The sequence below is a fragment of the Sphaerisporangium sp. NPDC049003 genome (assembly GCF_043197795.1).
Lineage (GTDB): Bacteria > Actinomycetota > Actinomycetes > Streptosporangiales > Streptosporangiaceae > Sphaerisporangium.
The window spans coordinates 1-23,687 of record NZ_JBICTU010000046.1; the positions used below are offsets into that span (position 1 = coordinate 1).

Sequence of the window (23,687 nt, forward strand, 5' to 3'; positions counted from 1 at the left end):
GGGCGCGACTAGTTGCACCCCCGTGGCGGGTTTTTGGTTGGCCCCTGGTTCGGGCCTGTCACCGGGGGGGGGGGGGGGGGGGGGGGCCCCCCCCGGGGGGGGGGGGGGGCGGGCCCCGCCCCCCCCCCCGCCACGGGTACTACGACGGTGACACGAAGATCTCCCGCGTGTCAGCTCCAGGCGAGCATGCGCAGCGGGTCCTGGAGCATCGCGCCCACGTCCCGCAGCACGTACGAGCCGATCTCTCCGTCCACGACCCTGTGGTCGAACGACAGCGCCAGCGTGGTCACCTTGCGCGGGACGATCTGGCCGTCCACGACCCACGGGAGGTCGCGGATCTGGCCGAACGCGAGGATCGCCGTCTCACCCGGGTTGAGGATCGGGGTGCCCGCGTCGATCCCGAACACGCCCACGTTGGTGATCGTGATCGTGCCTCCGGTCAGGTCGGCGGGCTGGGACCGCCCGGACCGCGCCTTCTCGGTCAGCTCGGCCAGCGCCCTGGCGAGGTCGGGCAGCGACAGCGCCTGCGCCTCCTTGATGTTCGGCACGATGAGACCGCGCTGCGTGGCCGCGGCGATGCCGAGGTTCACGTAACGCTTGACCACGATCTCATCGCCGGCCCACGTGGAGTTGATCAGCGGGTACCGCCGGGCGGCCGTGAGCAGCGCCTTGGCCACCAGCAGCAGCGGCGACACCTTGACCTCGGCGAAGTCGGGCAGCCCGCGGAGCCGCCGTACCGCCTCCATCGTCTCGGTTACGTCGACCTGGAGGAACTCGGTCACGTGCGGCGCGGTGAAGGCGGAGGCGACCATGGCGGACGCCGTGGCCTTGCGCACCCCCTTGACCAGGATGCGCTCTTCCCGCTCGGCTCCGGCGAGCCCGGCGTACCCCGGCGAAGGAGTGATCGTGGGCTCGGCCGCACCGGTCGCCATCTCGGCGGCGGCGTGTACGTCCTCACGCGTGATCGAGCCGTTCGGCCCGGTCCCGGTGAGCCCGCCGAGGTCGACGCCGAGGTCCTTCGCCAGCTTCCGTACCGGCGGCTTGGCCAGCACGGACACCCGGCCGCCCGGCGCCGGGGCGACGGCGGGCGGGGAGGGCGCGACGGCGGGAGCCGTACCCGATGGCGAGGGTACGACGGCGGCGGCCGTACCGGAGGAGGACGGCGCGGCGGCCGTACCGGTGGACGGGGACGCGGCGGCCGGGGCCGGGCTCTTGCGGGGACGGCGGGTGGTGGAGCTCAGCTTGACGCCGTATCCCACCAGCACCGGCGTGCGCTCGGGCTTCTTCGCCCCGACGGTCTCGGCGCCCTCCGGGGGAGGCGAGGGGACCATGTCGTCGGCGAGCGCCGACGCCCTGGTCGCGGGCGCGCCTCCGCCTGTGGCGGCCGAGGCGTCGTCCTCGCCGGTGTCCACGGAGATGATCGGCTTGCCGACGTCGACCGTCTCGCCCTCGTCGGCCATGAGCGAGCTGACCACGCCCTCGAAGGGGCAGGGAAGCTCGACGACGGCCTTGGCGGTCTCGATCTCGACGATCGTCTGGTTGATCACCACGTTGTCGCCGGCCGAGACGTGCCACTTGATGATCTCGGCCTCGGTCAGCCCTTCACCGACGTCGGGGAGCTTGAACTCTCGAAGCACAGCCCCTCCTAGAAGGCGAACGTACGGTCGACGGCGTCCAGGACCCTGTCCAGATCGGGCAGGTAGTGGTCCTCAAGCCGGGACGGGGGATACGGGGTGGAGAAGCCGCCGACCCGGAGCACCGGCGCCTCCAGGTTGTAGAAGCACGCCTCGGTGATCCTGGCGGCGATCTCGGCGCCGAGCCCTGAGTAGACGGGGGCCTCGTGGGCGATCACGCACCGGCCGGTTCTCCTGACCGACTGGTAGATCAGCTCGGTGTCCAGGGGGTTGAGCGAACGCAGGTCGACGACCTCGATCGAACGCTCGTCGCCCACGGCCGCCGCGGCCTCCAGGCAGGTCTTCACCATCGGGCCGTACGCGAGCACGGTCACGTCGGTACCCGGGCGGACGACCTGGCCACGGTCGAAGGGCATCGGGGTGGCGCCCTTCTCGACCTCGGCCTTCTCCCAATAGCGTCGCTTGGGCTCGAAGAAGATCACCGGGTCGTCGCAGCGGATCGCCTGCTGGATCATGTGGAAGCCGTCCACCGGGTTCGAGCAGGCGACCACGCGCAGGCCGGAGGTGTGGGTGAAGTACGCCTCGGGGGACTCGCTGTGGTGCTCGACCGCTCCGATGCCGCCGCCGAAGGGGATGCGCACCACGACGGGAAGCCTGAGCTTGCCGAGCGAGCGCAGCGGCATCTTGGCGAGCTGAGTGATGATCTGATCGACGGCGGGGAACACGAACCCGTCGAACTGGATCTCACAGACCGGGCGGTACCCGCGCAGGGCCAGCCCGATGGCGGTGCCGATGATGCCGGACTCGGCGAGCGGGGTGTCGATGACGCGGCTCTCGCCGAAGTCCTTCTGCAGCCCGTCGGTGACGCGGAAGACCCCGCCGAGCTTGCCGACGTCCTCTCCCATGATGAGGACCTTGGAGTCGTCCTCCATTGCGGTCCGCAGGCCCTCGTTGATGGCCTTGGCGAGGGTCAGCGTGGTCATCGGTCGCCTCCCTCGAAGCTCGCGAGGTAGGCGGCGTACTGCTCCCGCTCCTCGGCGAGCAGGGCGTGGGGCTCGGTGTACACGTGGTCGAAGATCTCCAGGGGATGGGGATCCGGCAGCTCCAGGCAGCGTTTGCGCACATCCCTGCCCAGGTCGTCGGCCTCGACCTCGATGGCGTCGAAGAACTCCTGGTCGGCGATCTGGTTCTTGAACATGTACGCCTTGACGCGCTCGATCGGGTCCTTGAGCTTCCACGCCTCCAACTCGCCGGCCACGCGGTAGCGCGTCGGGTCGTCGGAGGTGGTGTGCGCGCCCATGCGGTAGGTGAACGCCTCGATCAGCGTCGGGCCCTGCCCCTCGCGGGCGTTCTTGAGCGCCTGTCGGGTCACGGCGAGGCAGGCGAAGACGTCGTTGCCGTCCACGCGGATGCCGGGGAAGCCGAACCCGCTGGCACGCCGGTAGAGGGGGATCCTCGACTGCTTCTCCAGGGGCTCGGAGATGGCCCACTGGTTGTTCTGACAGAAGAACACCACGGGCGCGTTGAAGACCGAGGCCCAGATGAAGGCCTCGTTGACGTCGCCCTGGGAGGTCGCCCCGTCGCCGAAGTAGACGATCGTCGCGGCGTCGGCACCGTCGCGCTGGACGCCCATCGCGTAGCCCACGGCATGCAGGGTCTGGCTGCCGATGACGATCGTGTAGAGGTGGAAGTTGTGCTCCGCGGGGTCCCAGCCTCCGTGGTTGACGCCGCGGAAGAGACCGAGGAGGTTGACCGGGTCGACGTCGCGGCACCAGGCCACGCCGTGCTCACGGTAGGTCGGGAAAGCCATGTCCGCGTCGGTCAGGGCGCGCCCTGATCCGATCTGGGCGGCCTCCTGCCCAAGCAGGGATGCCCAGATGCCGAGTTCGCCCTGCCTCTGGAGGGCAACGGCCTCCATGTCGACCCTCCGCACCAGGACCAGGTCGCGGTAGAGCCCGCGCACCTCTTCCGGGGTGAGGTCGATGTCATAGGCGGGATGCTCCACGCGCTCACCCTCGGGGGTCAGCAGCTGTACGAGCTCCGGAGGTGCCTCGGCACCATGAGAGGCGTCGGTTGTCACGTGCCGCTCCTGTGCGTTCGGGGCCGTGCTGATGGGATCGCCATCTACGTTCGGCCGGTTACACGCATTCGTACCTGATGGTGGTGATACGTCCGCGTTTGGGGACATCGTGGCAGAAGTCACAGGCCAGTGCGCAAGGCCGAACACCCTGTTGTCCACACTTCTCCCGTTCCCGATGCGTCTCACCGCACACCCATCCGGAAGGCGGGGCCCGCCGAGCGGGCCGGGGACCACGGGACCGGGCGCCACCGTTAGGCTGGTCCCGCCGGACCAGGCCGGTCGGGCGACCGGTGGCACGAACAGTGGAGGAACACGTGGCACGCGTCATCGTCGACGTCACGCTCAAGCCGGAGATCCTTGATCCGCAGGGGCAGGCGATCGCCCGGGCGCTCCCCCGGCTCGGCTTCTCGGGCGTCACCGAGGTGCGGCAGGGCAAGAGGTTCGAGGTCGAGATCGACGGTCCCGCCGACGATGCCGCGCTCGCGGACGTCCGCAAGATGGCCGAAACCCTCTTGGCCAACACGGTGATCGAGGATTATTCTGTCCGCGTCGAGGGCTCGTAGGGCGCGTACCGGCGCGGCCAAGACTACGTAAATCACCGCAAAGTGATCTTGGGTCGGACCAGAAAGCAAGCGTCTGACCAACACTAAATAACAACAGCGTGATTTTGCGGTTAGCCCTGATTCTTTCGGGAAACCTCCCCATCGTGACTTTCGGCACCACGGAGGGGTCCGGTGGATATTGAGTTCTCGTTGGCCTTGCCACGGGATGCGCTGGGCATCCCGATGGTCCGCCGAGTGCTGGGGGACACCCTGCGCTGCATCGGCGTCACCGAGGACTGCGTATCCGACATGCTCCTCGCCACCTCCGAAGCCTGCGCGAACGCCGTGCGGCACGGCGGCCCCTCCAAGCGCTACGAGGTGATGGCGGCCATCGGCGAAGGCCGCTGTGAGCTGCGGGTCGTCGACGGCGGCCTCGGGCTCGGGGCGATCCCCAAGCAGTACCCGGCAGGCGACGCCGAGCACGGGCGCGGCATCCTGATCATGCAGTCGGTCGTCGACGAGATCTCCTTCGACATCACCCCCGGCAGCGGCACCACCGTCTTCCTCCGCAAGGAGCTCGACTGGGACGAGGAGTTCCTCGCCCACCACGACCGCGTCCTCGCCGCCGTCTGACCTGCGGCGCTTCGCCCGTCACCGGCTTCCCCTCCACCACACCAGGTCCCGGACCGAAAACCGCCCCTCCTGACGGTCCGCAACCCGCGCCCGCCCCTGGGGCCCGCAGGCCCGGCCGCGCCCGGCCAGCAGGTAGCCTGAGGTGTACCGCCGCAGACCGCCGTCCGATGAGTGAGACGTCGGCGCGGCTCTCGCGTGTGGAGGGATACGAGAGCCATGGGTGCTGCCCGTGTGGGCGTGGTCACTTTTCCCGGAACTCTTGACGATCAGGATGCTGCCAGGGCCGTCAGGCACGCGGGTGGAGAAGCGGTTCCACTCTGGCACGCCGACCGCGACCTCAAGGCGGTCGACGCGGTCTTCCTGCCCGGCGGGTTCTCCTACGGCGACTACCTCAGGTGCGGGGCCATCTCCCGCTTCGCGCCGCTGATGGAGGAGCTGATCCCGGCGGCGCGTGCCGGGCTTCCCGTGCTCGGCACCTGCAACGGCTTCCAGATCCTGTGCGAGGCCCACCTGCTGCCGGGCGCGCTGACCCGCAACCAGGGTCTTCACTACGTCTGCCGCGACCAGCGCGTCCTCGTCGAGAACGCCGCCACGGCCTGGACCGGTGACTACACCACCGGCCAGGAGCTCCTGCTGCCGGTGAAGCACGGCGAGGGCCGTTACGTGGCCGACGGGGCGACGATCGACGCGCTGGAGAGCGGCGGCCAGATCGTCTTCCGGTACGTCGGCGGCAACCCGAACGGCTCGATCAACGACATCGCGGGCATCAGCAACGAGGCCGGCAACGTCGTCGGCCTCATGCCCCACCCCGAGCACGCCGTCGAGGACCTGACCGGCGCCCCCAGCGTGGACGGCCGTGGTTTCTTCACCTCCATCCTGAAGAGGTTCGTGAACCTGTGACAGAAGCAGTGGGCAGGGCGCGAGGAGAGCAGATGACCGACTCAGTCAAGCGAGCCGCCGAGACGCCGGACGAGCCCCAGCCGTACGCCGAGCTGGGCATGAAGGCCGACGAGTACGAGCGGGTGCGCTCGATCCTGGGCCGCAGGCCCACGTCGTCCGAGCTCGCCATCTACTCGGTCATGTGGAGCGAGCACTGCTCGTACAAGTCCTCCAAGGTGCATCTGCGCCAGTTCGGTACCAAGGCCCCCAAGTCCGAAGCCCTGCTGGTCGGCATGGGCGAGAACGCCGGGGTCGTCGACATCGGCGACGGCTGGGCGGCCACGTTCAAGATCGAGTCGCACAACCACCCGTCGTACGTCGAGCCCCACCAGGGCGCGGCCACCGGCGTCGGCGGCATCGTCCGCGACATCATGTCGATGGGCGCCCGTCCGGTCGCGGTGATGGACGCCCTCCGCTTCGGCGCCCTGGACGCTCCCGACACGCGGCGGGTGCTCCCCGGCGTCGTCGAGGGCATCAGCAAGTACGGCAACTGCCTCGGCCTGCCCAACATCGGCGGCGAGCTGGTGTTCGACCCCTGCTACATCGGCAACCCGCTCGTCAACGCGCTGTGCGTCGGGCTCCTGCGCAAGGACCAGATCAAGCTCGCCACCGCGCCGGGCCCGGGGAACAAGGTCGTGCTGTTCGGCGCGCGCACCGGCCCCGACGGCATCGGCGGCGCCTCCGTGCTCGCCTCCGCGACATTCGAGGACGAGTCGCACGCCAAGCGTCCCGCCGTACAGGTGGGCGACCCGTTCATGGAGAAACTCCTCATCGAGTGCTGCCTGGAGCTCTTCGAGGCCGACGTGGTCGTCGGCATCCAGGACCTCGGCGCGGCCGGGGTGTCCTGCGCGACGACCGAGCTGGCGGCCAAGGGTACGGGCGGCATGCGCGTCGACCTCGGCCTCGTCCCGCTCCGCGACCCCTCGCTCCTCCCCGAGGAGATCCTCATGAGCGAGTCGCAGGAGCGCATGATGGCCGTCGTCACCCCCGAGGACATCGACGCCTTCATGGCGATCTGCTCCCGGTGGGACGTCCCGGCCACGGTGATCGGCGAGGTCACCGACACCGGGCGGCTGGTGATGACCTGGCGCGACGAGGTCATCGTCGACATCCCGCCGGGCACCGCGGCCGACGACGGCCCGGTCTACGAGCGTCCTCTGCACGAGCCCGCGGGCCAGGCCGCGCTGAACGCCGACGATCCCGTACGGCTCCCGCGTCCCGCCGACCTGCGCGCGACCCTGCTGGAGTTGCTCGCCTCGTCGAACCTCGCCTCCAAGGAGTGGGTCACCTCCCAGTACGACCGCTACGTCCGGGGCAACACCGTGCTCGCGATGCCGGCCGACGCCGGGGTGCTGCGCATCGGCGAGGTGATGCCCGGCGCCGAGGAGACCGACCGCGGCATCGCCCTGGCCACCGACGGCAACGGCCGCTACGCCAGGCTCGACCCCTACGCGGGGGCGCAGCTCGCCCTAGCGGAGGCCTACCGCAACGTGGCCGTCACCGGGGCGCGCCCGCTGGCCGTGACGAACTGCCTCAACTTCGGCTCCCCGGAGGACCCGGAGGTCATGTGGCAGTTCTCCGAGGCCGTGCGCGGCCTCGCGGACGCCTGCAAGACCCTCGGCGTGCCGGTCACCGGCGGCAACGTGTCGTTCTACAACCAGACAGGGTCGACGCCGATCCACCCGACCCCGGTCGTCGGCGTGCTCGGCGTGCTCGACGACGTCCGCAAGCGCGTGCGGCACGGTTTCACGGCGCCCGGCCTCAAGGTGATCCTGCTCGGCGACACCGGCGAGGAGTTCGGCGGCTCAGAGTGGGCGCACGTCGTCCACGGCCACCTGGGCGGCCTGCCCCCGCACGCTGACCTGCCGGCCGAGCGCTCCCTGGCCACCGTCCTGGTGGAGGCCGCCGAGCGCGGCCTGGTCGAGGGCTCCCACGACGTGTCCGACGGCGGGCTCGCCATCGCCCTCGCCGAGGCCACCCTGGCCCAGGGCGTGGGCGCCACGGTGCAACTGCCCGGCGTGGACCCGTTCGTCGGCCTGTTCAGCGAGTCGGCGGCCCGGGCCCTGGTCACCGTACGGCCGGAGTGCTTCGACGCCTTCGCCGAGCTGTGCGCGCGGCACGAGGTGCCCTGCTACGGCCTCGGCACGACCGGGGGCTCGACGCTGCGGGTCGAGGACGTCCTGGAGGTCCCGGTGGACGAGCTCCGCGCCACCCACCAGGCGACGCTGCCCCTCACCTTCGGCTCCTGACCCGTACCGCTTCCGAGTGATATCGCTAAGGCGGTGGATCCCCCCACAGATCCACCGCCTCTGTGGCCTGAACCGGCCACCCAGTAATAGGGCTTATAGGGCCAGGCATCGACAAAATAACGGATATTTCGGTCATTCGGTAATTTGACGTCGACTGCACTGCCACTTGGGCAGCCTCTCGGTTCGTGTGGGCGTGTCCCCCTATGGCCGAGTACGTAATCGATGGTGGTACAAAATGGACGTACGCCGTACGTCAGACTGGGGGCATGGTCGCCCTCCCCCACGAGACCGCCGTCGTCCTGCCCGGCACCCCCGAATACGCGAAGAAGCTCCGCTACGCCTGGCGCGTCTGCTCGGTGACCAGCCTCGGACTCGTCCTCATCGGCATCAACGCGAGCACGCTGAACGTGGCGTTACCGGCGGTGGTCCGGCACTTCCATGCCGACGCGTTCGCGGCCTCCTGGATCCTGCTGTCGTACCTGCTGATCAACACGGCCACGCTGGTGTTCTTCGGGCGGGTGGCCGATCTGCTGGGACGGCGTGAGGTCTACCTGGTCGGATTCGCGATCTTCACCGTGTGCTCGCTACTGGCGGGGATGTCCCCCGGAGTCGGCTTCCTGATCGCCATGCGGGCGCTCCAGGCGCTGGGGGCGGCGATGATCCTGGCCAACGGCACCGTCATCATCACCGACGCGTTCCCGCCGGATCGCCTCAGCCAGGGCATGGGCGTGTACATCGGGACGCTTTCTGTCGCGCAGCTCGCCGGGCCGACCCTCGGCGGCCTCATCGCCGAGGCGGCGGGCTGGCAGTGGGTCTTCTGGGTGAACGTCCCCGCGGGGGTGATCGGGCTCGTCTGGGGATGGGCGACGCTGCGCCGGGTTCAGGCCGGGCCGCGCACGCCCGTCGACGCGGCGGGCAACCTCATCGTGTTCGCCGCGCTCTCGGCCGTGCTCATCGCCCTTTCTGAGGCGGGTTCACGCGGCCTGTCCAGCCCGGTCGTGGTCACCGGAGGGCTGATCTTCCTGATCCTGATCCCGGTGCTCGTCGTCGTCGAGCGGCGGGCCTCCCATCCGGTGCTGGACCTGCGGCTCTTCGGCGAGCGCATGCTGGCGTTCGCCAACCTGGCGTCCTTCTGCACCGCCCTGTCGCGGTCGGCGCTGGTCCTGCTGGTCGCGCTGTACTTCCAGGCCGCGCGCGGCCTCGACGCCTTCACGGCGGCGCTCGGCGTGCTGCCCGTGCCCATCGGGATGGCGCTCGCCTCGCCGGTCGCGGGCGCCCTCGGCCGCCGGATCCCCCCGTACGCCCTATCGGTCGGCGGCTGCCTGCTCAACTTCAGTGGCCTGCTGTGCCTGTTGCTGTCGATCGGCACGACCACGCCGTACTGGGTCATCGGGGTGGGACTGTTCCTCGCGGGGTGCGGCAACGGCGCGTTCCTCACGGGCAACACGACGCAGGTCATGAGCGCGCTCCCGCCGGGGAGCCTCGGCGTGATGAACGGCTTCCGGCTCATGATCATGAACGTCGGGATCGTGCTGAGCGTCGCGACGACCCTCAGCGTCCTGACCAGCGCGCTCTCGCCCGCGCTGCGCGGTCTGGTTTACGCCGGCACGCTCTCGCGGCTCTCGCCCGTGGCCGTCGAGCAGCTCATGTCGGGCTTCCAGCGGACGTACCTCGTGCTCGCGACGGTCGCACTCGCGGGCGCCGTCACCGCCGCCTGCGCCCGCCCCCGCCGCGCGCGCGAGCTTCGCTAGCTTCCCGCCGGGGCCCGGCCACGGGGGCATCGCGTCGATGGAGACCCCAGGGTTCCCGAGCCCGTTTCCTGAACCCCGTCCACAACAATCGCAACGAACGTCGTTATTGCATCGTTATGGCATGAGTCTGCACTTATCGCGCTGCTCAGCTGTCTGACATAGAGAACGCGCCGGGGCAAAACCCGGCGCGAAGCGCGTATATCAGGAGTAGACCGTGAACCCCCTCAAGCGGACGGCCGGCTTTTCGCTGGCCTTCCTCGCCGTCGCCACCATGACCGCATGCTCGTCCGAACCCATCCGGGCGGCGGGGTCCGCGACCGGCCAAGCCTCGGAGCAGGTCTTACCGTCGGCCAGGACCACGGCGAAGGCTCCCCCGGCAGCCGGCGAGACTCCCTCATCGGCCAGGGCCGCCAGCGTAGGGGCGAAGGTCGTCGGTGTGAAGGCGGCGAAGGCACCGCTCCGCATCGCCGACATCACCCCGATGGGCGAGAAGAGCGAGACCATCGGCGTCGGGTCGCCGATCATCGTCACCTTCGCCAGTGCGGTCCCCAACCGGGCGGCGGCCGAGGCCGTGCTCCAGGTCCAGGCAGAGAAGCCGGTCGACGGCGCCTGGCGCTGGGTCTCCGACCGGAAGGTGGTCTACCGCACCAAGACCTACTGGCAGCCGCACCAGAAGGTCACCTTCACCGGCCGCCTGAGCCAGATCCCCGGCAACGAGGACGCCAAGGACGTCAGCCGCCGCTTCGCGATCGGCGCGTCGAACATCGCCGTGGTGGACACCAGGAAGCACGTGATGAAGGTCCGCCGCGACGGCAGGCTCGTCAAGTCCATCCCGATCAGCGCGGGGCGCGGCGGCCTGGTCAAGAACGGCGTGGACGTCTACCTCACCACCAGCGGCATCCACCTCGCCATGGGCAAGAAGGAGGTCGAGACCATGACCTCAGGGTGGCTCGGGATCACCGACCCCAAGGACCCGCTGTACTACAAGCTGGAGATCCCCTGGGCGGTGCGCATCTCCGACAGCGGCGAGTACGTCCACCAGAGCGCGGGCGACTACCAGTTCCTCGGCAAGTCCAACCAGAGCCACGGCTGCGTGCGGGCCACCCCCGCCGGCGCCAAGTGGTTCTACGGCATCGCCCAGCGCGGCGACGTCGTCCAGATCACCGGCACCAAGCGAAAGCTGGACTGGCGCAACGGCTGGAGCTTCTGGCAGCTCAACTGGACCCAGTGGAAGAAGGGCAGCGCCCTCCCCACGACGCCTCCCACCACACCTCCCGCCGAGGACCCCCTCCAGAGCTGACCTACCGGACTGCCATCGCCCCCGGCACCGAACGCCAACCGGGCCCGTCCGCCGCAGCGGCACGGGCCCGGACCACGTCTTGCCGGGCGGCCTGGCCTTCACACCCGACGCGCTGCGCTGGATCTTCTCCGACCTCGCCGAGGTCGAGGTGCGCCGCATGGAAGAACACCCGCCCGACGCGCCGCTCTTCGGCGTCCCCTTCCTCCTGACCGCCCTGTTCCGACGCCCGGCCGGCGCTTGACGGCCGTACCAGCCGCGTGCCGGACGCTCTGGTCCGGCACGCGGCTGACGGTCAGCTCCAGGTGGCGCGATTGAGCACGTTCGAGAGCCCCGGGGTGTTCCAGACGTCCACCACCAGGATCTTCGACGTCGGCAGGAACCACTCCCGCTGGGTGAAGCTCGCCGTCTGCCGGCCACTGTTGTTGGTCACGCACTGATTGGGCCAGGCGGTGTACTTCGCCTTGTGGCCGGGCCCGACCTGGCGCAGACCTGTCGATGTGGCCCTGTCACCGGGGAACCAACTGGTCTTGGCGTTGAACGGGCAGGACACCACGCCGCTGAAGGGATAGAACTGCTCCTTGCCCGTGTAGGTGAGGTAACCGCCCCCGACCGGGACGTTGGTGATCGCCTTCGGGCCGAACACCCAGAACGACTGGCACCCCGGAGCGAAGGGCTCCGGCCTCTTGCACTTTCCGGTCACCACCACGACGCGGTCCCCGTTGCGGTACACGTTCCAGTAGGCGGGGATCTTCAGGTTCATACCCCGGAAGGAGAAGGTCTTGGTCGCCGAGGCCGACGAGCCGGAGGACACCCCCGCCGCCGAAACCCCCGACGCGGCCGAGGCTGCTGCGGGAGCGGCGAGTACGGCGGCGGAAGCCAGGACGGCGAGCACAGAAGATCGTTTTCTCATGCCGCGAAGCTACTTGTCCCCACTTGAACATGTCTGCGATCTCACTTGCACCGCCTCGTCGCCCTCAGGCCATCCTGACCCCTAGCCCCGCCGAAGAAGAGCACCGCCGCCCCCACCACTCAGGACCCCTCCAGGCTGACCATGTGGAGTGCCACCCGTTGTGTGCCCTGTGTGGCGTCACAGATGCGGCATTGGTCGAAGCCATGGTGGCGCTTGCCCGCGACGCGCGTAAACGGGGCTGGTGGAGCGCGTACAAAGATGTTCTGCCCGGCTCCTACGTGGGACTCGAAGCCGAGGCCTCCTCAATCCAGACCTTCCAGCCACTCGTTATACCGGGCCTACTCCAGACGGCCGAGTACACGGCGGCCATCTGCCGAGCGGCCATGGTCAGGGATCCTGTCGAGATCGACCGGCGAGTGGAAGCCCGGTTGGCACGCCAGCAGATTCTCCTGCGGAGTGATCCGCCTCGCCTGTGGGCAGTCATTGACGAGGCGGCACTACTGCGGCTCACTCCCGAGGTACGAGAGGGGCAACTCAAGAAACTGGTCGAAACCACCCCTCTGGAACATGTAAAGGTGCAGGTATTGCCGGTGTCGGCAGGTCCGCATGCAGGCCTGGCCGGTCCGTTCGTGATCCTCGAATTTCCGGACCCTACCGACCGGAGCGTCATCTATCTGGAGACGGCCACCGATGACCTGTATCTAGAGGAGACCCACCAAGTCAGTCGATATACGCTGCTATTTCAGCATGTATGCGCTTCCGCGCTGAGTATCGACGCATCGGTCGCGCACCTGTCCACCATGCTCAACGAGCTGTGAGGCGATCATGGACCTATCCCATGCAGAGTGGCGGAAAAGCTCCCTAAGTCAGGGCAACGGCGATGAATGCGTCGAGGTCGCGACTAACCTGGCTCGCGTCATCGCAGTACGGGACTCCAAGAATTCTCACGGCCCGAAGCTGATCTTCCCGCGACCGGAGTGGCACGCCTTCGTCTGCGGCGTCAAAGGACGCGACTTCGATCTTTAGCCAAGGTCGAGGGCGGAGGGGGTCGACGGGGCGGAGCCCCCTGGGAAACACAGCCCGAGCCGGAGCGCGCCCAGCGCGCGGAGGCGAGGCCCATTCACCGAGCCGACCAGGATCCATTCACCGAGCCGGCCGGGATCCACTCGCAGAGCCGGCCGGGATCCACGGCCCTGGGAGGCCGTGGATCCGGTCGGGGGCGTTCGGTCAGGAGCCGATCTTCTTGCCCTGTCTGTGCCAGGCGACGGCTACTGAGGGGCGGGGCTGGCTGGTGCCGCCGTCGGGCCAGTGGCTCGCGGGGTTGTCCGGCGTGGCGCCGGTGATCTCGCCGGGGTGCTGGATGGCGACGAAGACGCTGAGCTGGTCCTCGGTGACGAGGGGCCCGCAGGTCTCGGCGCCGTAGGGCACCGTCAGGAACTGCCGCACGTGGCCGCGCTCGGGCCCGGCCAGCGGCATCGCGAACAGGCCGTCGTTCTTGCCCAGCGCGTTCCCGTCCGTGGCGATCCACAGGTTGCCCTCGGCGTCGAAGGTGACGTTGTCCGGGCAGGAGATCGGCGACACCTTGGTCTTGTCGTACCCGCCGAAGTAGGTCGAGGGGTCGGCGGGGTCTCCGCAGACGAGCGGGAGCGCCCACTTGAACGACGTGGCTCCCGCGTCGTTCCTCTCCTCGACGATCTCCAGGATGTGGCCGTGCTTGTTGGAGATCCGGGGGTTGGCCTCGTCCACCTGGGCGGCGACCCGGTTGGTGTTGTTGGTCAGCGCGGCGTAGATGGCGCCGTTGACCGGGTTGCGCTCGATGTCCTCCGGGCGGTCCATCTTCGTCGCGCCGGCCTTGTCAGCCGCCACTCGGGTGTAGACCAGAACCTCCTCGGCGGTCATGCCCTCGACGAAGGACCGCTTGCCGCTGACCAGAGGGATCCACTTGCCGGAACCGTCGAACGCGCCGTCGGCCGGGAGCTTGCCCGTGCCGTCGATCTCGGCCGCCGGGCTGTCACCGGTGAACTTCGCCACGTACAGCGTGCCCTCGTCGAGCAGCTCGCGGTTGTGCCGGTCGAAGCCCCTGATGTAGCGGTCCTTGGAGACGAACTTGTAGATGTACTCGAACCGGCCGTCGTCGCCCATGTAGACCGCGACGCGCCCGTCCCGGGTGAGCGAGGTGGTGGCGGCCTCGTGCGCGAACCGGCCGAGGGCGGTGCGCTTGATCGGCGTGCCCTCGGGGTCGAACGGGTCGATCTCGACGACCCAGCCGAAGCGGTTGACCTCCTGCGGGTGCCTGGCCAGGTCGAAGCGCTCCTCGACCCGGTCGAAACGCCGGTTTCCGCTGGGGATGGCCGTGGTCGTGTTCACGCCGTACCGGGTGAGGTAGGTCTTCTGCGCCTCCGGCACCCCGTTGCCGCCGACGAAGTACTGGTTCCAGTTCTCCTCGCCGGTCAGGACCGTGTTCCAGGGCGTGGTGCCGCCCGAGCAGTTGTTGAGCGTGCCGTACACGGTGGTGCCGCGGGGGTCGGCCGCGGTCTTCAGCAGGGCCGAGCCCGCCGCCGGACCGGAGAAGCGCATCCGGGTCTGCGCGGTGATCCGCCGGTTGTACCTGCGGCGCCCACGCGTCACGAGCTTCCACTGACCGGTACGGCCTGCCCGCTCGATCTCCACGACGGATCCGCCGTGCGCCGCGAGGCCGATCTTGATCTGCTCCAGCGGGACGTTGTCACCGCTGGTCCAGCCGCGGAACATGAGGTTCTCGTCGGTGTACTCGTGGTTCACCCACAGCAGGCCGCGGTCGGACCCCAGCGGGAAGAAGGTCACGTAGTCGCAGTTGTAGCCGAACTGCTTGGCCTGCGCCTCCGCCGTCTGGTTGTCGAAGTCGAACGCGGGGGCGTCGGGAAGCACCGGGTCGCCCCAGCGGACCACGACCGCCGAAATGTACCCGTCCGCGACGGTCAGCGCGTCCTCGGAGTTCGGCGCGACGGAGGCGAACCGCAGGCCGCCCTTGGGGCCGCCGCCATGCCCGAAGGCCTCCACACGCGGGTCCGCGGCGGCGGGGACGGCCGCCGTCGCGCCCGCGACGCCCACGGTCGCCACCAGCGTCCCGAGTGCCCCCGCCCGGATCGCGCCGCGTCGCGAGAGCGTGCTCGTCAGCAGGTCGTTGAAGTAGGGGTTGTCGCTGGTGTTGGAGACTTCATGCGCGCAGGCGTTGCCACAGCGGAACTGGCATGTCATGGCGTCACGGCCACCCCCACGGGGCGTGGAGAGCAACGTGAGCATCCTGCGGGGCGACGGGTTCGCCACAGGTCCTCCAAGGTGGTGCGAGATGTGCGTTGCCGGGACCGTATGGGCGCGACGACAACACCAGGTGAACCGCGTCTGCCTGCCAGATGAATGGTTACGGGGAAGGCACCGGGCAGGATGGACCCGTGTCCACTCGCAAGCTTGATGCCGAAAAGGTTCGTGCCGCGCTGGATTCCCAGCTCGCGGATCTGGGCGAGCACCCGTACGACGGCCCGGCGCCGCAGGCCCCCGACGCCGCCGTGCAGGTGGTGCTCCGACTCTACGAGCAAGGGGTACGTCCCGAGCGGGACCTCGCCCGCTTCGCCGTACGCCATCTGCTCGACCGCCTGGCCGAGAGCGCCCCGGGACGGACGGTCGAGGTGCGCGTGCCGCCGTACGCCGCGGTGCAGTGCGTGGCGGGTCCCCGGCACACCCGCGGCACGCCGCCCAACGTCGTCGAGACCGATCCCCGCACCTGGCTGGAGCTCGCCACCGGCCGCGTCACCTGGGACGACGCGATGGAAGCCGGGAAGATCAGCGCCAGCGGCGCCCGCGCGGACCTCTCCGAGCACCTCCCCCTGCGCAGTTCTTGATCGGATCATGGGGAAGGCGTCTGGACGTTCACACCGAGCTTCCGTTCCACGCACTGCTGCGCCTCGGCCTGCGTGGGCAGGGTGAAGCACTCCTGGAAGTTGTTCACGAACCACGTGAAACCGATGATGCCCAGGATCAGCGTGAGCGCGCTGAGCACGATGCCGACGATCGCGCGGCCCTTGTTGGAGTTCCTGATCACGGCCATGATGCCGACGATCAGGCCGGCGATCGCGGTCAGCACCCCGACGCCGCAGATGAGCAGCAGGAACAGGCTGACGATGCCGAGGACCAGGGCCGCCGTGCCGAGCCCGCCCCCTCGGCGGCCCCCGGCGGGCCAGCCGCCCGGCGGTGGCTGCCCGTACGGAGGCGGACCACCGTAGGGCGGCGTGCCGTACGGCGGCTGCCCTCCCGGCGGCTCCCCATACGGGGGCTGCCCATACGGGGGCTGCCCACCCGGCGGGTACCCTCCCGGTGGATATCCGCCCGGAGGCTCACCGCCGTGGGGAGGCTGTCCACCCAGCGGGTACCCTCCCGGAGGCTCACCGTAGGGCGGCTGGCTGGACGCATGACGGCCCCGAGGGTCGTCACCCCACGGGTGAGGGTTGTTCGGATCGCCAGGTGTCGTCACGGTCCGCTCTTTCGACCTGTATGGGCATGCCTGAAGCATCACTCTCCCCCGGCATCCCCCTGCGCACCGAGCCGACACGGCAAAAACCTGGGGATCTTTGCCCCATGACCGTCAGGGACCGCATCGGCCGCGGACGCCACGTCTCACCCGATCGGACCCGGATTACCAGGCAGCGAGACGCCCAACTTAGACTGAAGCACGTGCTAAAGGGCGACGGCAGGCTAGGCCATGACCTTGACCCCCGTGACCGAGCGCCGCAGGACGCCTGTGGCGTCTTCGGCGTTTGGGCACCGGGCGAGGACGTCTCCAAACTCACCTACTACGGGTTGTACGCGCTGCAGCATCGCGGGCAGGAGTCCGCGGGCATCGCGGTGAGCGAAGGCAGCCGAATCCTTGTCTACAAGGACATGGGCCTGGTGGCCCAGGTCTTCGACGAATCGGTTCTCGGCACGCTCCGTGGCCACCTCGCCATCGGGCACTGCCGGTACTCCACGACGGGCTCCAGCGTCTGGGAGAACGCCCAGCCGACCCTCAGCTCCACCGAGGGGGGCGGCCTCGCTCTCGCCCACAACGGCAACCTGATCAACACCCCGGAGCTCGCCGATCGGCTCCCGGCCGGCTCGATCAGGGCGACCACCGACACCGAGGTGCTGACCTCCCTGCTCGCGCAGGACCGCGACAGGTCCATCGAGGACGCCGCCGCCGACCTCCTCCCGCAGGTCAAGGGCGCCTACTCCCTGGTCTTCATGGACGAGAAGACCCTGTACGCCGCTCGTGACCCGCAGGGCATCCGCCCGATGGTCCTCGGCCGCCTGGAGCGCGGCTGGGTGGTGGCCTCCGAGACGGCCGCGCTCGACATCGTGGGCGCCGCGTTCGTCCGCGAGATCGAGCCGGGCGAGCTGCTCACGATCGACGAGCGCGGCGTGCGCTCGCGGCGTTTCGCCCTGGCCGAGCCCAAGGGCTGCCTGTTCGAGTACGTCTACCTCGCCCGCCCCGACACCACCATCGCGGGACGCGGCGTCCAGGCCACGCGGGTCGAAGTGGGCCGCAGGCTGGCCCGCGAGCACCCGGTCGAGGCCGACCTCGTGATCCCGACCCCCGAGTCGGGGACGCCCGCGGCCATCGGATACGCCGAGGAGAGCGGCATCCCGTACGGCCAGGGCCTGGTCAAGAACTCCTACGTCGGCCGCACCTTCATCCAGCCGTCGCAGACGATCCGCCAGCTCGGCATCCGGCTCAAGCTGAACCCCCTGCGGGAGGTCATCGCGGGCAAGCGCCTGGTGGTGGTCGACGACTCGATCGTCCGGGGCAACACGCAGCGGGCGATCGTCAAGATGCTCCGCGAGGCCGGCGCCGTCGAGGTCCACGTACGCATCTCCTCGCCGCCGGTGTCCTGGCCGTGCTTCTACGGCATCGACTTCGCCACCAAGGCCGAGCTGATCGCCGGGCACCGCACCGTGGACGAGATCTGCGACTCCATCGGGGCCGACTCCCTGGGATTCATCTCCCTGGAGGGCCTGACCGAGTCGACCACGATCCCCGCCGAGCGGCTCTGCCGGGCCTGCTTCGACGGCAGCTACCCGATCCCGATCGACAGCGACAACGTCGGCAAGTTCGTCCTTGAGGCCAAGGCGTGATCTGTCGCAGCGAGGTCGGCACCCTGACGCAGGGGCCGACGAAGGAGGCTTCATGACCAGCTACGCCGCCGCCGGCGTCGACATCGAGGCCGGTGACCGGGCGGTCGAGCTGATGAAGTCGCGGGTCGCGCGATCGCGGCGTCCCGAGGTGGTCGACGACGCCAGCGGCTTCGCCGGGCTCTTCGACGTGTCGGCGCTGCTGCGCTTCAAGCGGCCCCTGCTGGCGACCTCGACCGACGGCGTGGGCACCAAGGTCATGCTGGCCCAGGCGCTGGACAAGCACGACACGATCGGCATCGACCTGGTCGGCATGGTGGTCGACGACCTGGTGGTGTGCGGGGCCGAGCCGCTGTTCATGACCGACTACATCGCCTGCGGCAAGGTGGTCCCCGAGCGCATCGCCGACATCGTGGGCGGGGTCGCCGAGGGCTGCCGCCTGGCCGGCTGCGCCCTCGTGGGCGGCGAGACCGCGGAGCACCCGGGGGCCATGGGGCCGGACGAGTACGATCTCGCCGGCGCGGGCACCGGGGTGGTCGAGGCCGCAGAGCTGCTCGGGCCCGAGCGCGTACGTCCGGGCGACGTGGTCCTCGGGCTCGCCTCGTCCGGCGTCCACTCCAACGGCTACTCCCTGGTCCGGCACGTCCTTCGTACGGCCGGCCTGGCGCTTGAGTCGTCGCTTCCCGAGCTGGGCCGTACGCTAGGCGAGGAACTGCTGGAGCCGACGCGCATCTACTCACTCGGCTGCCTCGGCCTCACGAGGGCCGTGGAGGTCCACGCGTTCGCCCACATCACGGGCGGCGGCCTGGCGGCCAACCTCGCCCGTTCGCTGCCCGGCTCCGTGGACGCGGTCCTCGACCGCTCGTCGTGGACGCCTCAGCCGATCTTCGAGGTCATCGCCGGGCACGGCAGGGTGCCCCAGGAGGAGATGGACCGCACGTTCAACCTCGGCGTCGGCATGTGCGCGATCGTGCCGGAGGAGGCCGTCGAGACCGCCCTGAACACTCTGCGTGAGCACGACCAGCACGCGTGGGTCCTCGGTGAGATCGTCCCGGGTACGGGCGAGGCCCGCTTCCGGGCCTGACCCGGCCGCGCCGGAGACGGGTGGCCGACGGTGGTGAGACATCGTTGGCCACAAGCGGACAGGTCTGCCGGAACCGGCCGGTGGCCGTCCGGGCGACGTGACTGGACGCGCTCCGCGCGGACGCGCCGGGCGGGAAAGTGATCTCGGTCACGGCAGTGGCGGTGCTGACAGCGATGTGGAGCTCCACGAACACGACGAAAGGCTCCTCGCCATGCGGCATGGCAAGGAGCCTTCGAGCGCGCGAAGGAGGCACTCGGCGAGCCTTTGCTCACCGGGTGCCCTACCTGCGTCAACCCGAAAATCGCCTACCGGCGACGGGACCTGTCGTCCTCGTCATCGTCGTCGACCTCGCCGGCGTAATCGGCGTACCGATCGGCCAGCTCGTCGTCGACGACGTCATCATCATCGTTTTGGTTGGAGTCGTGATTGACTCCGAGCTCCTCGCGAAGACGGTCAAGATCGGTGCCGCCGCTGTTGTACTTGAGCTGGCGTGCAACCTTCACCTGCTTGGCCTTGGCTCGGCCGCGCCCCATCGGCTCGACCCCCTCATGCGGGGTCGTGCCCGACCCCTCGTCGCTAACGCACCACGCGCTGACGCCGCCTGACTTCCGGCGTCAGCTCTCGTTCGACTACAACCGTACCTGTTTTGCGCGCCGCTCGGTACGCCGTATGGGCGTCCGTAGTCAGCGGCCCAGCCAAATACCCCTAAGCCGTCCGACTTCCGACATTCTGCGCTCCGCCAGCCTATCGGCCGCCGCAGCCGGCGGGACCCCTTCCTCGTCAGCGATAGAAAAGATCTTCAACGACGTGTCGAAGATCTGGGTCGCCTTTACTCTGGCGCGGTCCATGTTGAAGCCGTGGATCTCGTCGGCGACCTGGATGACGCCTCCGGAGTTCACGACGTAGTCCGGAGCGTAAAGGATTCCTCGCTCCGCGAGCTGCTTCTCCACGCCGGGATGGGCCAGTTGGTTGTTGGCCCCTCCGCACACGATTTTCGCCCGGAGTCCCGCGACCGTCTCGTCGTCGAGCGCGCCGCCCAGCGCGCACGGAGAGTAGACGTCGATGTCGGCGGCCTTCATCGCCGCGGCGTCCGCCACGACCTGGACCTCGGGGTGGGCCCTGCTGACCCGCTCGACCGCCTGCTCGCTCACGTCGCAGATCACGACCTCGGCGCCGTCCTCCAGCAGGTGCTCCACCAGCCGGTGGCCGACCTTGCCGACGCCCTCGACGCCCACCCGCCTGCCGCGCAGGGTGGAGGAGCCGTAGGTGTACGCGGTGGCGGCACGCATCCCCTGGAACACGCCGAAGGCCGTGAGGATCGAGGAGTCGCCCGCGCCGCCGTTGGGCACCGTGCGCCCGGTGACGAACTGGGACTCCCGCGCGACGATGTCCATGTCCTCGCTGTAGGTGCCCACGTCGCACGCGGTGAAGTAGCGCCCGCCGAGCGACTGGATGAAGCGGCCGTAGGCCCGCAGCAACGCCTCGCTCTTGTCCTTGGCCGGATCGCCGATGATCACGGCCTTGCCTCCGCCGAGGTCGAGCCCCGCCAGGGCGTTCTTGTACGCCATGGCACGCGAGAGGTTGAGAACGTCCTCCAGCGCCGCCTGCTCGGTCTCGTACGGGTAGAAGCGCGTGCCTCCGAGCGCGGGGCCGAGTGCGGTGTTGTAGATCGCGATGATCGCGTGGAGGCCGCTGCGGTCGTCCGAGCAGAAGACGACCTGCTCGTGTCTTGCCTGTCCGATCGATGGGCTCACGTCCTTGTGGGACAGCCCGAAGACGTCGGTCACGATGGTGACTCCCGGTCAATCTCGTCCGCCGCCTCGTCGCGGCGGATCCCGGAACCACCCTATCTAGCTGCTTCTGCCCTCACCATGATCGGCCAGATCCCGACACACCGGGCGCGCCGCGCGTGGCGCCGCCCGCCCGCTCGCTCGCGTCGGCTCGCCGCTCCGTGGCACCATTCGAGATGTGCTGCCCTACGCCGCCTATCTCCGCGTCTACGAGCCGTTGTCCGCGTTCACCGAGCGCGAGCGCGCCTTCTGGGCGACGTACGCCGACTCCAAGGACCGGCCGCGCCGTGCGTTCGCCCTGGAGGCCGAGCACTCGGAGGCCGTCCGCCGGCTTCTCGGCGTGTCGGCCATGCCGGCGCCCGGCGGCGAGAGCGCCAACGCCTATCTGCGGCGCATCGAGGACACCCTGTACGTCTGCCCCTGGCAGAGCAGGCTCCGGTCGTGGCTGGCCTTCGCCCGCTTCCGCGGCGCCACGCCCATCAAGCTGGCCGACCGGTTCGTCCCCCGGGCCATCGCCGAGCAGACGGCAGACGACTTCGACCGGTTCAAGCAGAAGGGGAACTCGTCGGCGCTGCGCACGCACATCCGTACCAGCACCTGGCACATCCCGACTCCCTGGTTCGTGCCCTTCGACTCCGCCGAGCGCTGGCTCGTCCTCGGCCGGCCGGAGGAGCCGACCACCGAGCCCACCGCCCCGACCACCACGGCCCCGGCGAGGAATCTGCTGTACGTCACCTCGATGGCGCAGGCCCGGCGCAGGGTCGCGCGCGCCCTGGTGGTCATCCGCCGCCACGTCGGCGATGTGACCACCCTCTCCGACGTGGAGGAGGTGGGGCGCTGGCTTGAGGAGTTCCACCCGCATTCCCTGGTCGAGCTCGACTACGGCGGCCTCGTCCACCTGATGGACGACGCGACACTCCAGGGCGACCAGTCCGCCGCGGAGCTCGCCGCGGCCCTCACAGGGTTGGACACGGGTCAAGAAGAACTGGCCTTCGCCATGTATCAGCGAGTGATCGTGCGGTGGAAGTCAATACAAGCCCTCGAATCGGCGAACTGAACCGCAAATCCTCGACGTGACCTGCAAAAGTAGGTAACGGGAGTCACCAGCTCGCTTCTGCGAACTGAGTAGTTTGCCGTTTTCACTGCGATACCACGAAACGTGTCGCTAGAATCACCGAGCGTGACATCAACCCGTGGACAAGGCGTTGTACTTAGAGGGCTCGCCAATCGCTCTACGTGGCTGTATGGTCACATCGGGTGATACCGCATATGGTCCAGAAAATCCGTATGAATTGGATCATTGTGGGACATCCGTGACAAGCGCCAACACAAGTCGCAGGATCGCTGTCGCCGGTCCACGGAGGAGAGGCCGCACAAATGTCAGCTCGTACACCCGAGGCCGAGCCACTGCTCACCCCGGCGGAGGTCGCCACCATGTTCCGCGTCGACCCCAAGACCGTTACTCGGTGGGCGAAGGCGGGCAAGTTGACGTCCATCCGCACCCTTGGCGGTCACCGGCGTTACCGGGAGACCGAGGTCCGTGCGCTGCTCGCGGGTATCCCGCAGCAGCGGTCGGAGTGAGGCGGGGACCGTCACGGACCTAGGGGGGAGAACCGGCGCGCTCGCGTCACGTATGTGAGCGCGTCCAACCACACACCCATGACCGCGTGAGGCGGACCCGGGCCACCGGGGGCCATACAGCCCCCACTGCGCGCCCGAGTGACCGTGACCGAGGCCATGGGCCAGGTGTGGGAGGCGCCGCCCGCCCGGCGCCACCTCACCAGGCCCGTGCGGGTGCGTCCCGGTGGGTAACGGATCTAGGGCCTCCACCGCACGGAAGCCCTATCCACCGGTCATCGTTGTGAGAAGGACCTAACCCCGCTCGCCGGGCTCGCGCCCGAGCTCCGGGAGCGACCCGCCGGCCGGGCCGTCGTGCCGGGCGGCGACCCCGAGAAGAGCCACCATCTGGTCGACGAGCAGGCGTTCGAGAGCCTGACGATCGATGTCGCGGTTCTCCAGCCAGTCGAGCCCCGCCGTCTCCACAGAGGCGATCCAGGACCTGAGCGTCGTGCGCAACACCGGGGTCGGCTCGCTCACCTGCATCTGATTCATGATCATCTTGAAGAGGCGCCTGCGCACGCCCTCGACGATCTCCCCCACGTCGCCCGCGCGGTTCGCGGGCCCTCCACGGAGAAGCGCCGCGAAACCGGCCGCGTGGTCCTCCACGAAATCGAAGTAGCGTGTGAGCCCCGCGGCCAGCCCCTCGATCGCGGTGGCGCCGTTCACGGGGCGGAGCATCTCTTCCAGCTCCTGGGCCGCGCTGCGCAACGCGGCGACGTACAGCTCCTGCTTTCCGCCGAAATAGTGATAGACCAGCGCCCGCGAGGCCCCCGCGGCCGTAGCCACGTCGTCTATGGACACATCTTCGGCATCGTGCTTGCTGAAAAGCTCCAGTGCCGCCGCCATCAGCTCTTCCCGGCGGCGGTCAACGCTCAGCCTTCGTCGTACCGGACGCACGTCCCCGGTGCCGGAGCTCTCTCGCTCACCTGGGGCCCTTGATGTCGCACCCACAATGCGCACACTATCGGAGGCGGTGCCCAATAAGCGCAGCCCCGATGACCATCTGCCGAGGCG

Annotated in this window: 24 protein-coding genes; 14 read left to right on the plus strand and 10 right to left on the minus strand. The window is 69.1% G+C overall.

The genetic code is table 11. The annotated features are described in order from the left end of the window. Positions 1-170 precede the first annotated feature (170 nt). The 3 genes from ACGFIV_RS33420 to pdhA are packed head-to-tail and all read right to left on the minus strand — an operon-like array spanning position 171 to position 3,714. Positions 171-1,637 (minus strand): dihydrolipoamide acetyltransferase family protein, encoded by a 1,467-nt coding sequence (locus ACGFIV_RS33420; protein WP_358550426.1) that lies wholly within the window; start codon positions 1,635-1,637, stop codon positions 171-173. A gap of 8 nt (positions 1,638-1,645) precedes the next feature. After that, positions 1,646-2,617 carry an alpha-ketoacid dehydrogenase subunit beta gene (locus ACGFIV_RS33425; protein ID WP_358550428.1) on the minus strand — a complete coding sequence of 324 codons (972 nt, stop codon included), beginning with the start codon at positions 2,615-2,617 and terminating at the stop codon, positions 1,646-1,648. After that, entirely contained in the window at positions 2,614-3,714 is a 1,101-nt protein-coding gene (gene pdhA, locus ACGFIV_RS33430) for a pyruvate dehydrogenase (acetyl-transferring) E1 component subunit alpha (RefSeq protein ID WP_358550430.1), read from the minus strand. The genes ACGFIV_RS33425 and pdhA overlap by 4 nt, the downstream gene beginning before the upstream one ends. Before the next feature lie 314 nt (positions 3,715-4,028). Here pdhA and purS point away from each other — a divergent pair, with 314 nt between their 5' ends. The 5 genes from purS (at position 4,029) to ACGFIV_RS33455 (ending at position 9,828) form a co-directional block, all read left to right on the plus strand. Then, a complete protein-coding gene (purS, locus tag ACGFIV_RS33435; protein ID WP_358550432.1) occupies positions 4,029-4,277 on the plus strand; it encodes a phosphoribosylformylglycinamidine synthase subunit PurS in 249 nt (82 codons plus the stop codon). Between the two features lie 171 nt (positions 4,278-4,448). Then, entirely contained in the window at positions 4,449-4,889 is a 441-nt protein-coding gene (locus ACGFIV_RS33440; RefSeq protein ID WP_358550434.1) for an ATP-binding protein, read from the plus strand. 216 nt (positions 4,890-5,105) lie between these two features. Next, the gene (gene purQ, locus ACGFIV_RS33445) at positions 5,106-5,789 is read left to right on the plus strand and encodes a phosphoribosylformylglycinamidine synthase subunit PurQ (protein WP_358550436.1); all 684 of its coding nucleotides are present in this window, start codon (positions 5,106-5,108) and stop codon (positions 5,787-5,789) included. 32 nt (positions 5,790-5,821) lie between these two features. Then, on the plus strand, positions 5,822-8,077 hold the full coding sequence (purL, locus tag ACGFIV_RS33450; protein ID WP_358550438.1) for a phosphoribosylformylglycinamidine synthase subunit PurL: 2,256 nt from the start codon (positions 5,822-5,824) through the stop codon (positions 8,075-8,077). Between the two features lie 266 nt (positions 8,078-8,343). Continuing rightward, positions 8,344-9,828: an MFS transporter gene (locus ACGFIV_RS33455; RefSeq protein WP_392838996.1), complete on the plus strand. Its 1,485-nt coding sequence runs from the start codon at positions 8,344-8,346 to the stop codon at positions 9,826-9,828. 201 nt (positions 9,829-10,029) lie between these two features. On the opposite strand, the gene ACGFIV_RS33460 is transcribed toward ACGFIV_RS33455, so the two are convergent. Beyond that, positions 10,030-10,188, minus strand: coding sequence for a hypothetical protein (locus ACGFIV_RS33460; protein ID WP_358550442.1), 159 nt, complete (start codon positions 10,186-10,188; stop codon positions 10,030-10,032). A gap of 76 nt (positions 10,189-10,264) precedes the next feature. Between ACGFIV_RS33460 and ACGFIV_RS33465 the strand changes: the two genes are divergently transcribed. Both ACGFIV_RS33465 and ACGFIV_RS33470 read left to right on the plus strand, forming a co-directional pair. Further along, entirely contained in the window at positions 10,265-11,128 is an 864-nt protein-coding gene (locus ACGFIV_RS33465) for a L,D-transpeptidase (RefSeq protein ID WP_358550444.1), read from the plus strand. 79 nt (positions 11,129-11,207) lie between these two features. After that, a complete protein-coding gene (locus tag ACGFIV_RS33470; RefSeq protein ID WP_358550446.1) occupies positions 11,208-11,369 on the plus strand; it encodes a hypothetical protein in 162 nt (53 codons plus the stop codon). A 51-nt stretch (positions 11,370-11,420) separates the two neighbouring features. Here the strand turns inward: ACGFIV_RS33470 and ACGFIV_RS33475 are convergent, their stop codons facing one another. After that, on the minus strand, positions 11,421-12,038 hold the full coding sequence (locus ACGFIV_RS33475) for a hypothetical protein (protein WP_358550448.1): 618 nt from the start codon (positions 12,036-12,038) through the stop codon (positions 11,421-11,423). Positions 12,039-12,229: 191 nt separating this feature from the next. Here ACGFIV_RS33475 and ACGFIV_RS33480 point away from each other — a divergent pair, with 191 nt between their 5' ends. Further along, positions 12,230-12,856 carry a DUF5753 domain-containing protein gene (locus ACGFIV_RS33480; protein ID WP_358550450.1) on the plus strand — a complete coding sequence of 209 codons (627 nt, stop codon included), beginning with the start codon at positions 12,230-12,232 and terminating at the stop codon, positions 12,854-12,856. Between the two features lie 7 nt (positions 12,857-12,863). Beyond that, positions 12,864-13,064: a DUF397 domain-containing protein gene (locus ACGFIV_RS33485; RefSeq protein ID WP_358550452.1), complete on the plus strand. Its 201-nt coding sequence runs from the start codon at positions 12,864-12,866 to the stop codon at positions 13,062-13,064. 201 nt (positions 13,065-13,265) lie between these two features. Here ACGFIV_RS33485 and ACGFIV_RS33490 read toward each other — a convergent pair whose 3' ends face one another. After that, positions 13,266-15,344 carry a PhoX family protein gene (locus ACGFIV_RS33490; protein ID WP_392839000.1) on the minus strand — a complete coding sequence of 693 codons (2,079 nt, stop codon included), beginning with the start codon at positions 15,342-15,344 and terminating at the stop codon, positions 13,266-13,268. Between the two features lie 86 nt (positions 15,345-15,430). Between ACGFIV_RS33490 and ACGFIV_RS33495 the strand changes: the two genes are divergently transcribed. Further along, positions 15,431-15,916, plus strand: coding sequence for a sterol carrier family protein (locus ACGFIV_RS33495; RefSeq protein WP_392839002.1), 486 nt, complete (start codon positions 15,431-15,433; stop codon positions 15,914-15,916). Positions 15,917-15,921: 5 nt separating this feature from the next. Here the strand turns inward: ACGFIV_RS33495 and ACGFIV_RS33500 are convergent, their stop codons facing one another. Then, complete coding sequence (locus tag ACGFIV_RS33500; protein WP_358550458.1) at positions 15,922-16,545, minus strand: DUF4190 domain-containing protein; 624 nt, start codon at positions 16,543-16,545, stop codon at positions 15,922-15,924. Between the two features lie 200 nt (positions 16,546-16,745). Between ACGFIV_RS33500 and purF the strand changes: the two genes are divergently transcribed. Continuing rightward, positions 16,746-18,182, plus strand: coding sequence for an amidophosphoribosyltransferase (gene purF / locus ACGFIV_RS33505; RefSeq protein ID WP_358550460.1), 1,437 nt, complete (start codon positions 16,746-16,748; stop codon positions 18,180-18,182). A 52-nt stretch (positions 18,183-18,234) separates the two neighbouring features. Beyond that, positions 18,235-19,263, plus strand: coding sequence for a phosphoribosylformylglycinamidine cyclo-ligase (gene purM / locus ACGFIV_RS33510; protein WP_358550462.1), 1,029 nt, complete (start codon positions 18,235-18,237; stop codon positions 19,261-19,263). Positions 19,264-19,568: 305 nt separating this feature from the next. Here purM and ACGFIV_RS33515 read toward each other — a convergent pair whose 3' ends face one another. Together ACGFIV_RS33515 and ACGFIV_RS33520 are read right to left on the minus strand one after the other, a co-directional pair. Then, the gene (locus tag ACGFIV_RS33515; RefSeq protein WP_392839006.1) at positions 19,569-19,796 is read right to left on the minus strand and encodes a DUF3073 domain-containing protein; all 228 of its coding nucleotides are present in this window, start codon (positions 19,794-19,796) and stop codon (positions 19,569-19,571) included. 150 nt (positions 19,797-19,946) lie between these two features. Beyond that, positions 19,947-21,050 (minus strand): Glu/Leu/Phe/Val dehydrogenase dimerization domain-containing protein, encoded by a 1,104-nt coding sequence (locus tag ACGFIV_RS33520; protein ID WP_358550466.1) that lies wholly within the window; start codon positions 21,048-21,050, stop codon positions 19,947-19,949. A gap of 181 nt (positions 21,051-21,231) precedes the next feature. Between ACGFIV_RS33520 and ACGFIV_RS33525 the strand changes: the two genes are divergently transcribed. Then, complete coding sequence (locus tag ACGFIV_RS33525) at positions 21,232-22,110, plus strand: hypothetical protein (RefSeq protein ID WP_358550468.1); 879 nt, start codon at positions 21,232-21,234, stop codon at positions 22,108-22,110. Positions 22,111-22,430: 320 nt separating this feature from the next. Further along, positions 22,431-22,634: a developmental transcriptional regulator BldC gene (bldC, locus tag ACGFIV_RS33530; protein WP_013133571.1), complete on the plus strand. Its 204-nt coding sequence runs from the start codon at positions 22,431-22,433 to the stop codon at positions 22,632-22,634. Positions 22,635-22,925: 291 nt separating this feature from the next. On the opposite strand, the gene ACGFIV_RS33535 is transcribed toward bldC, so the two are convergent. Next, positions 22,926-23,519, minus strand: coding sequence for a TetR/AcrR family transcriptional regulator (locus tag ACGFIV_RS33535; RefSeq protein WP_358550470.1), 594 nt, complete (start codon positions 23,517-23,519; stop codon positions 22,926-22,928). Positions 23,520-23,687: the final 168 nt, after the last annotated feature.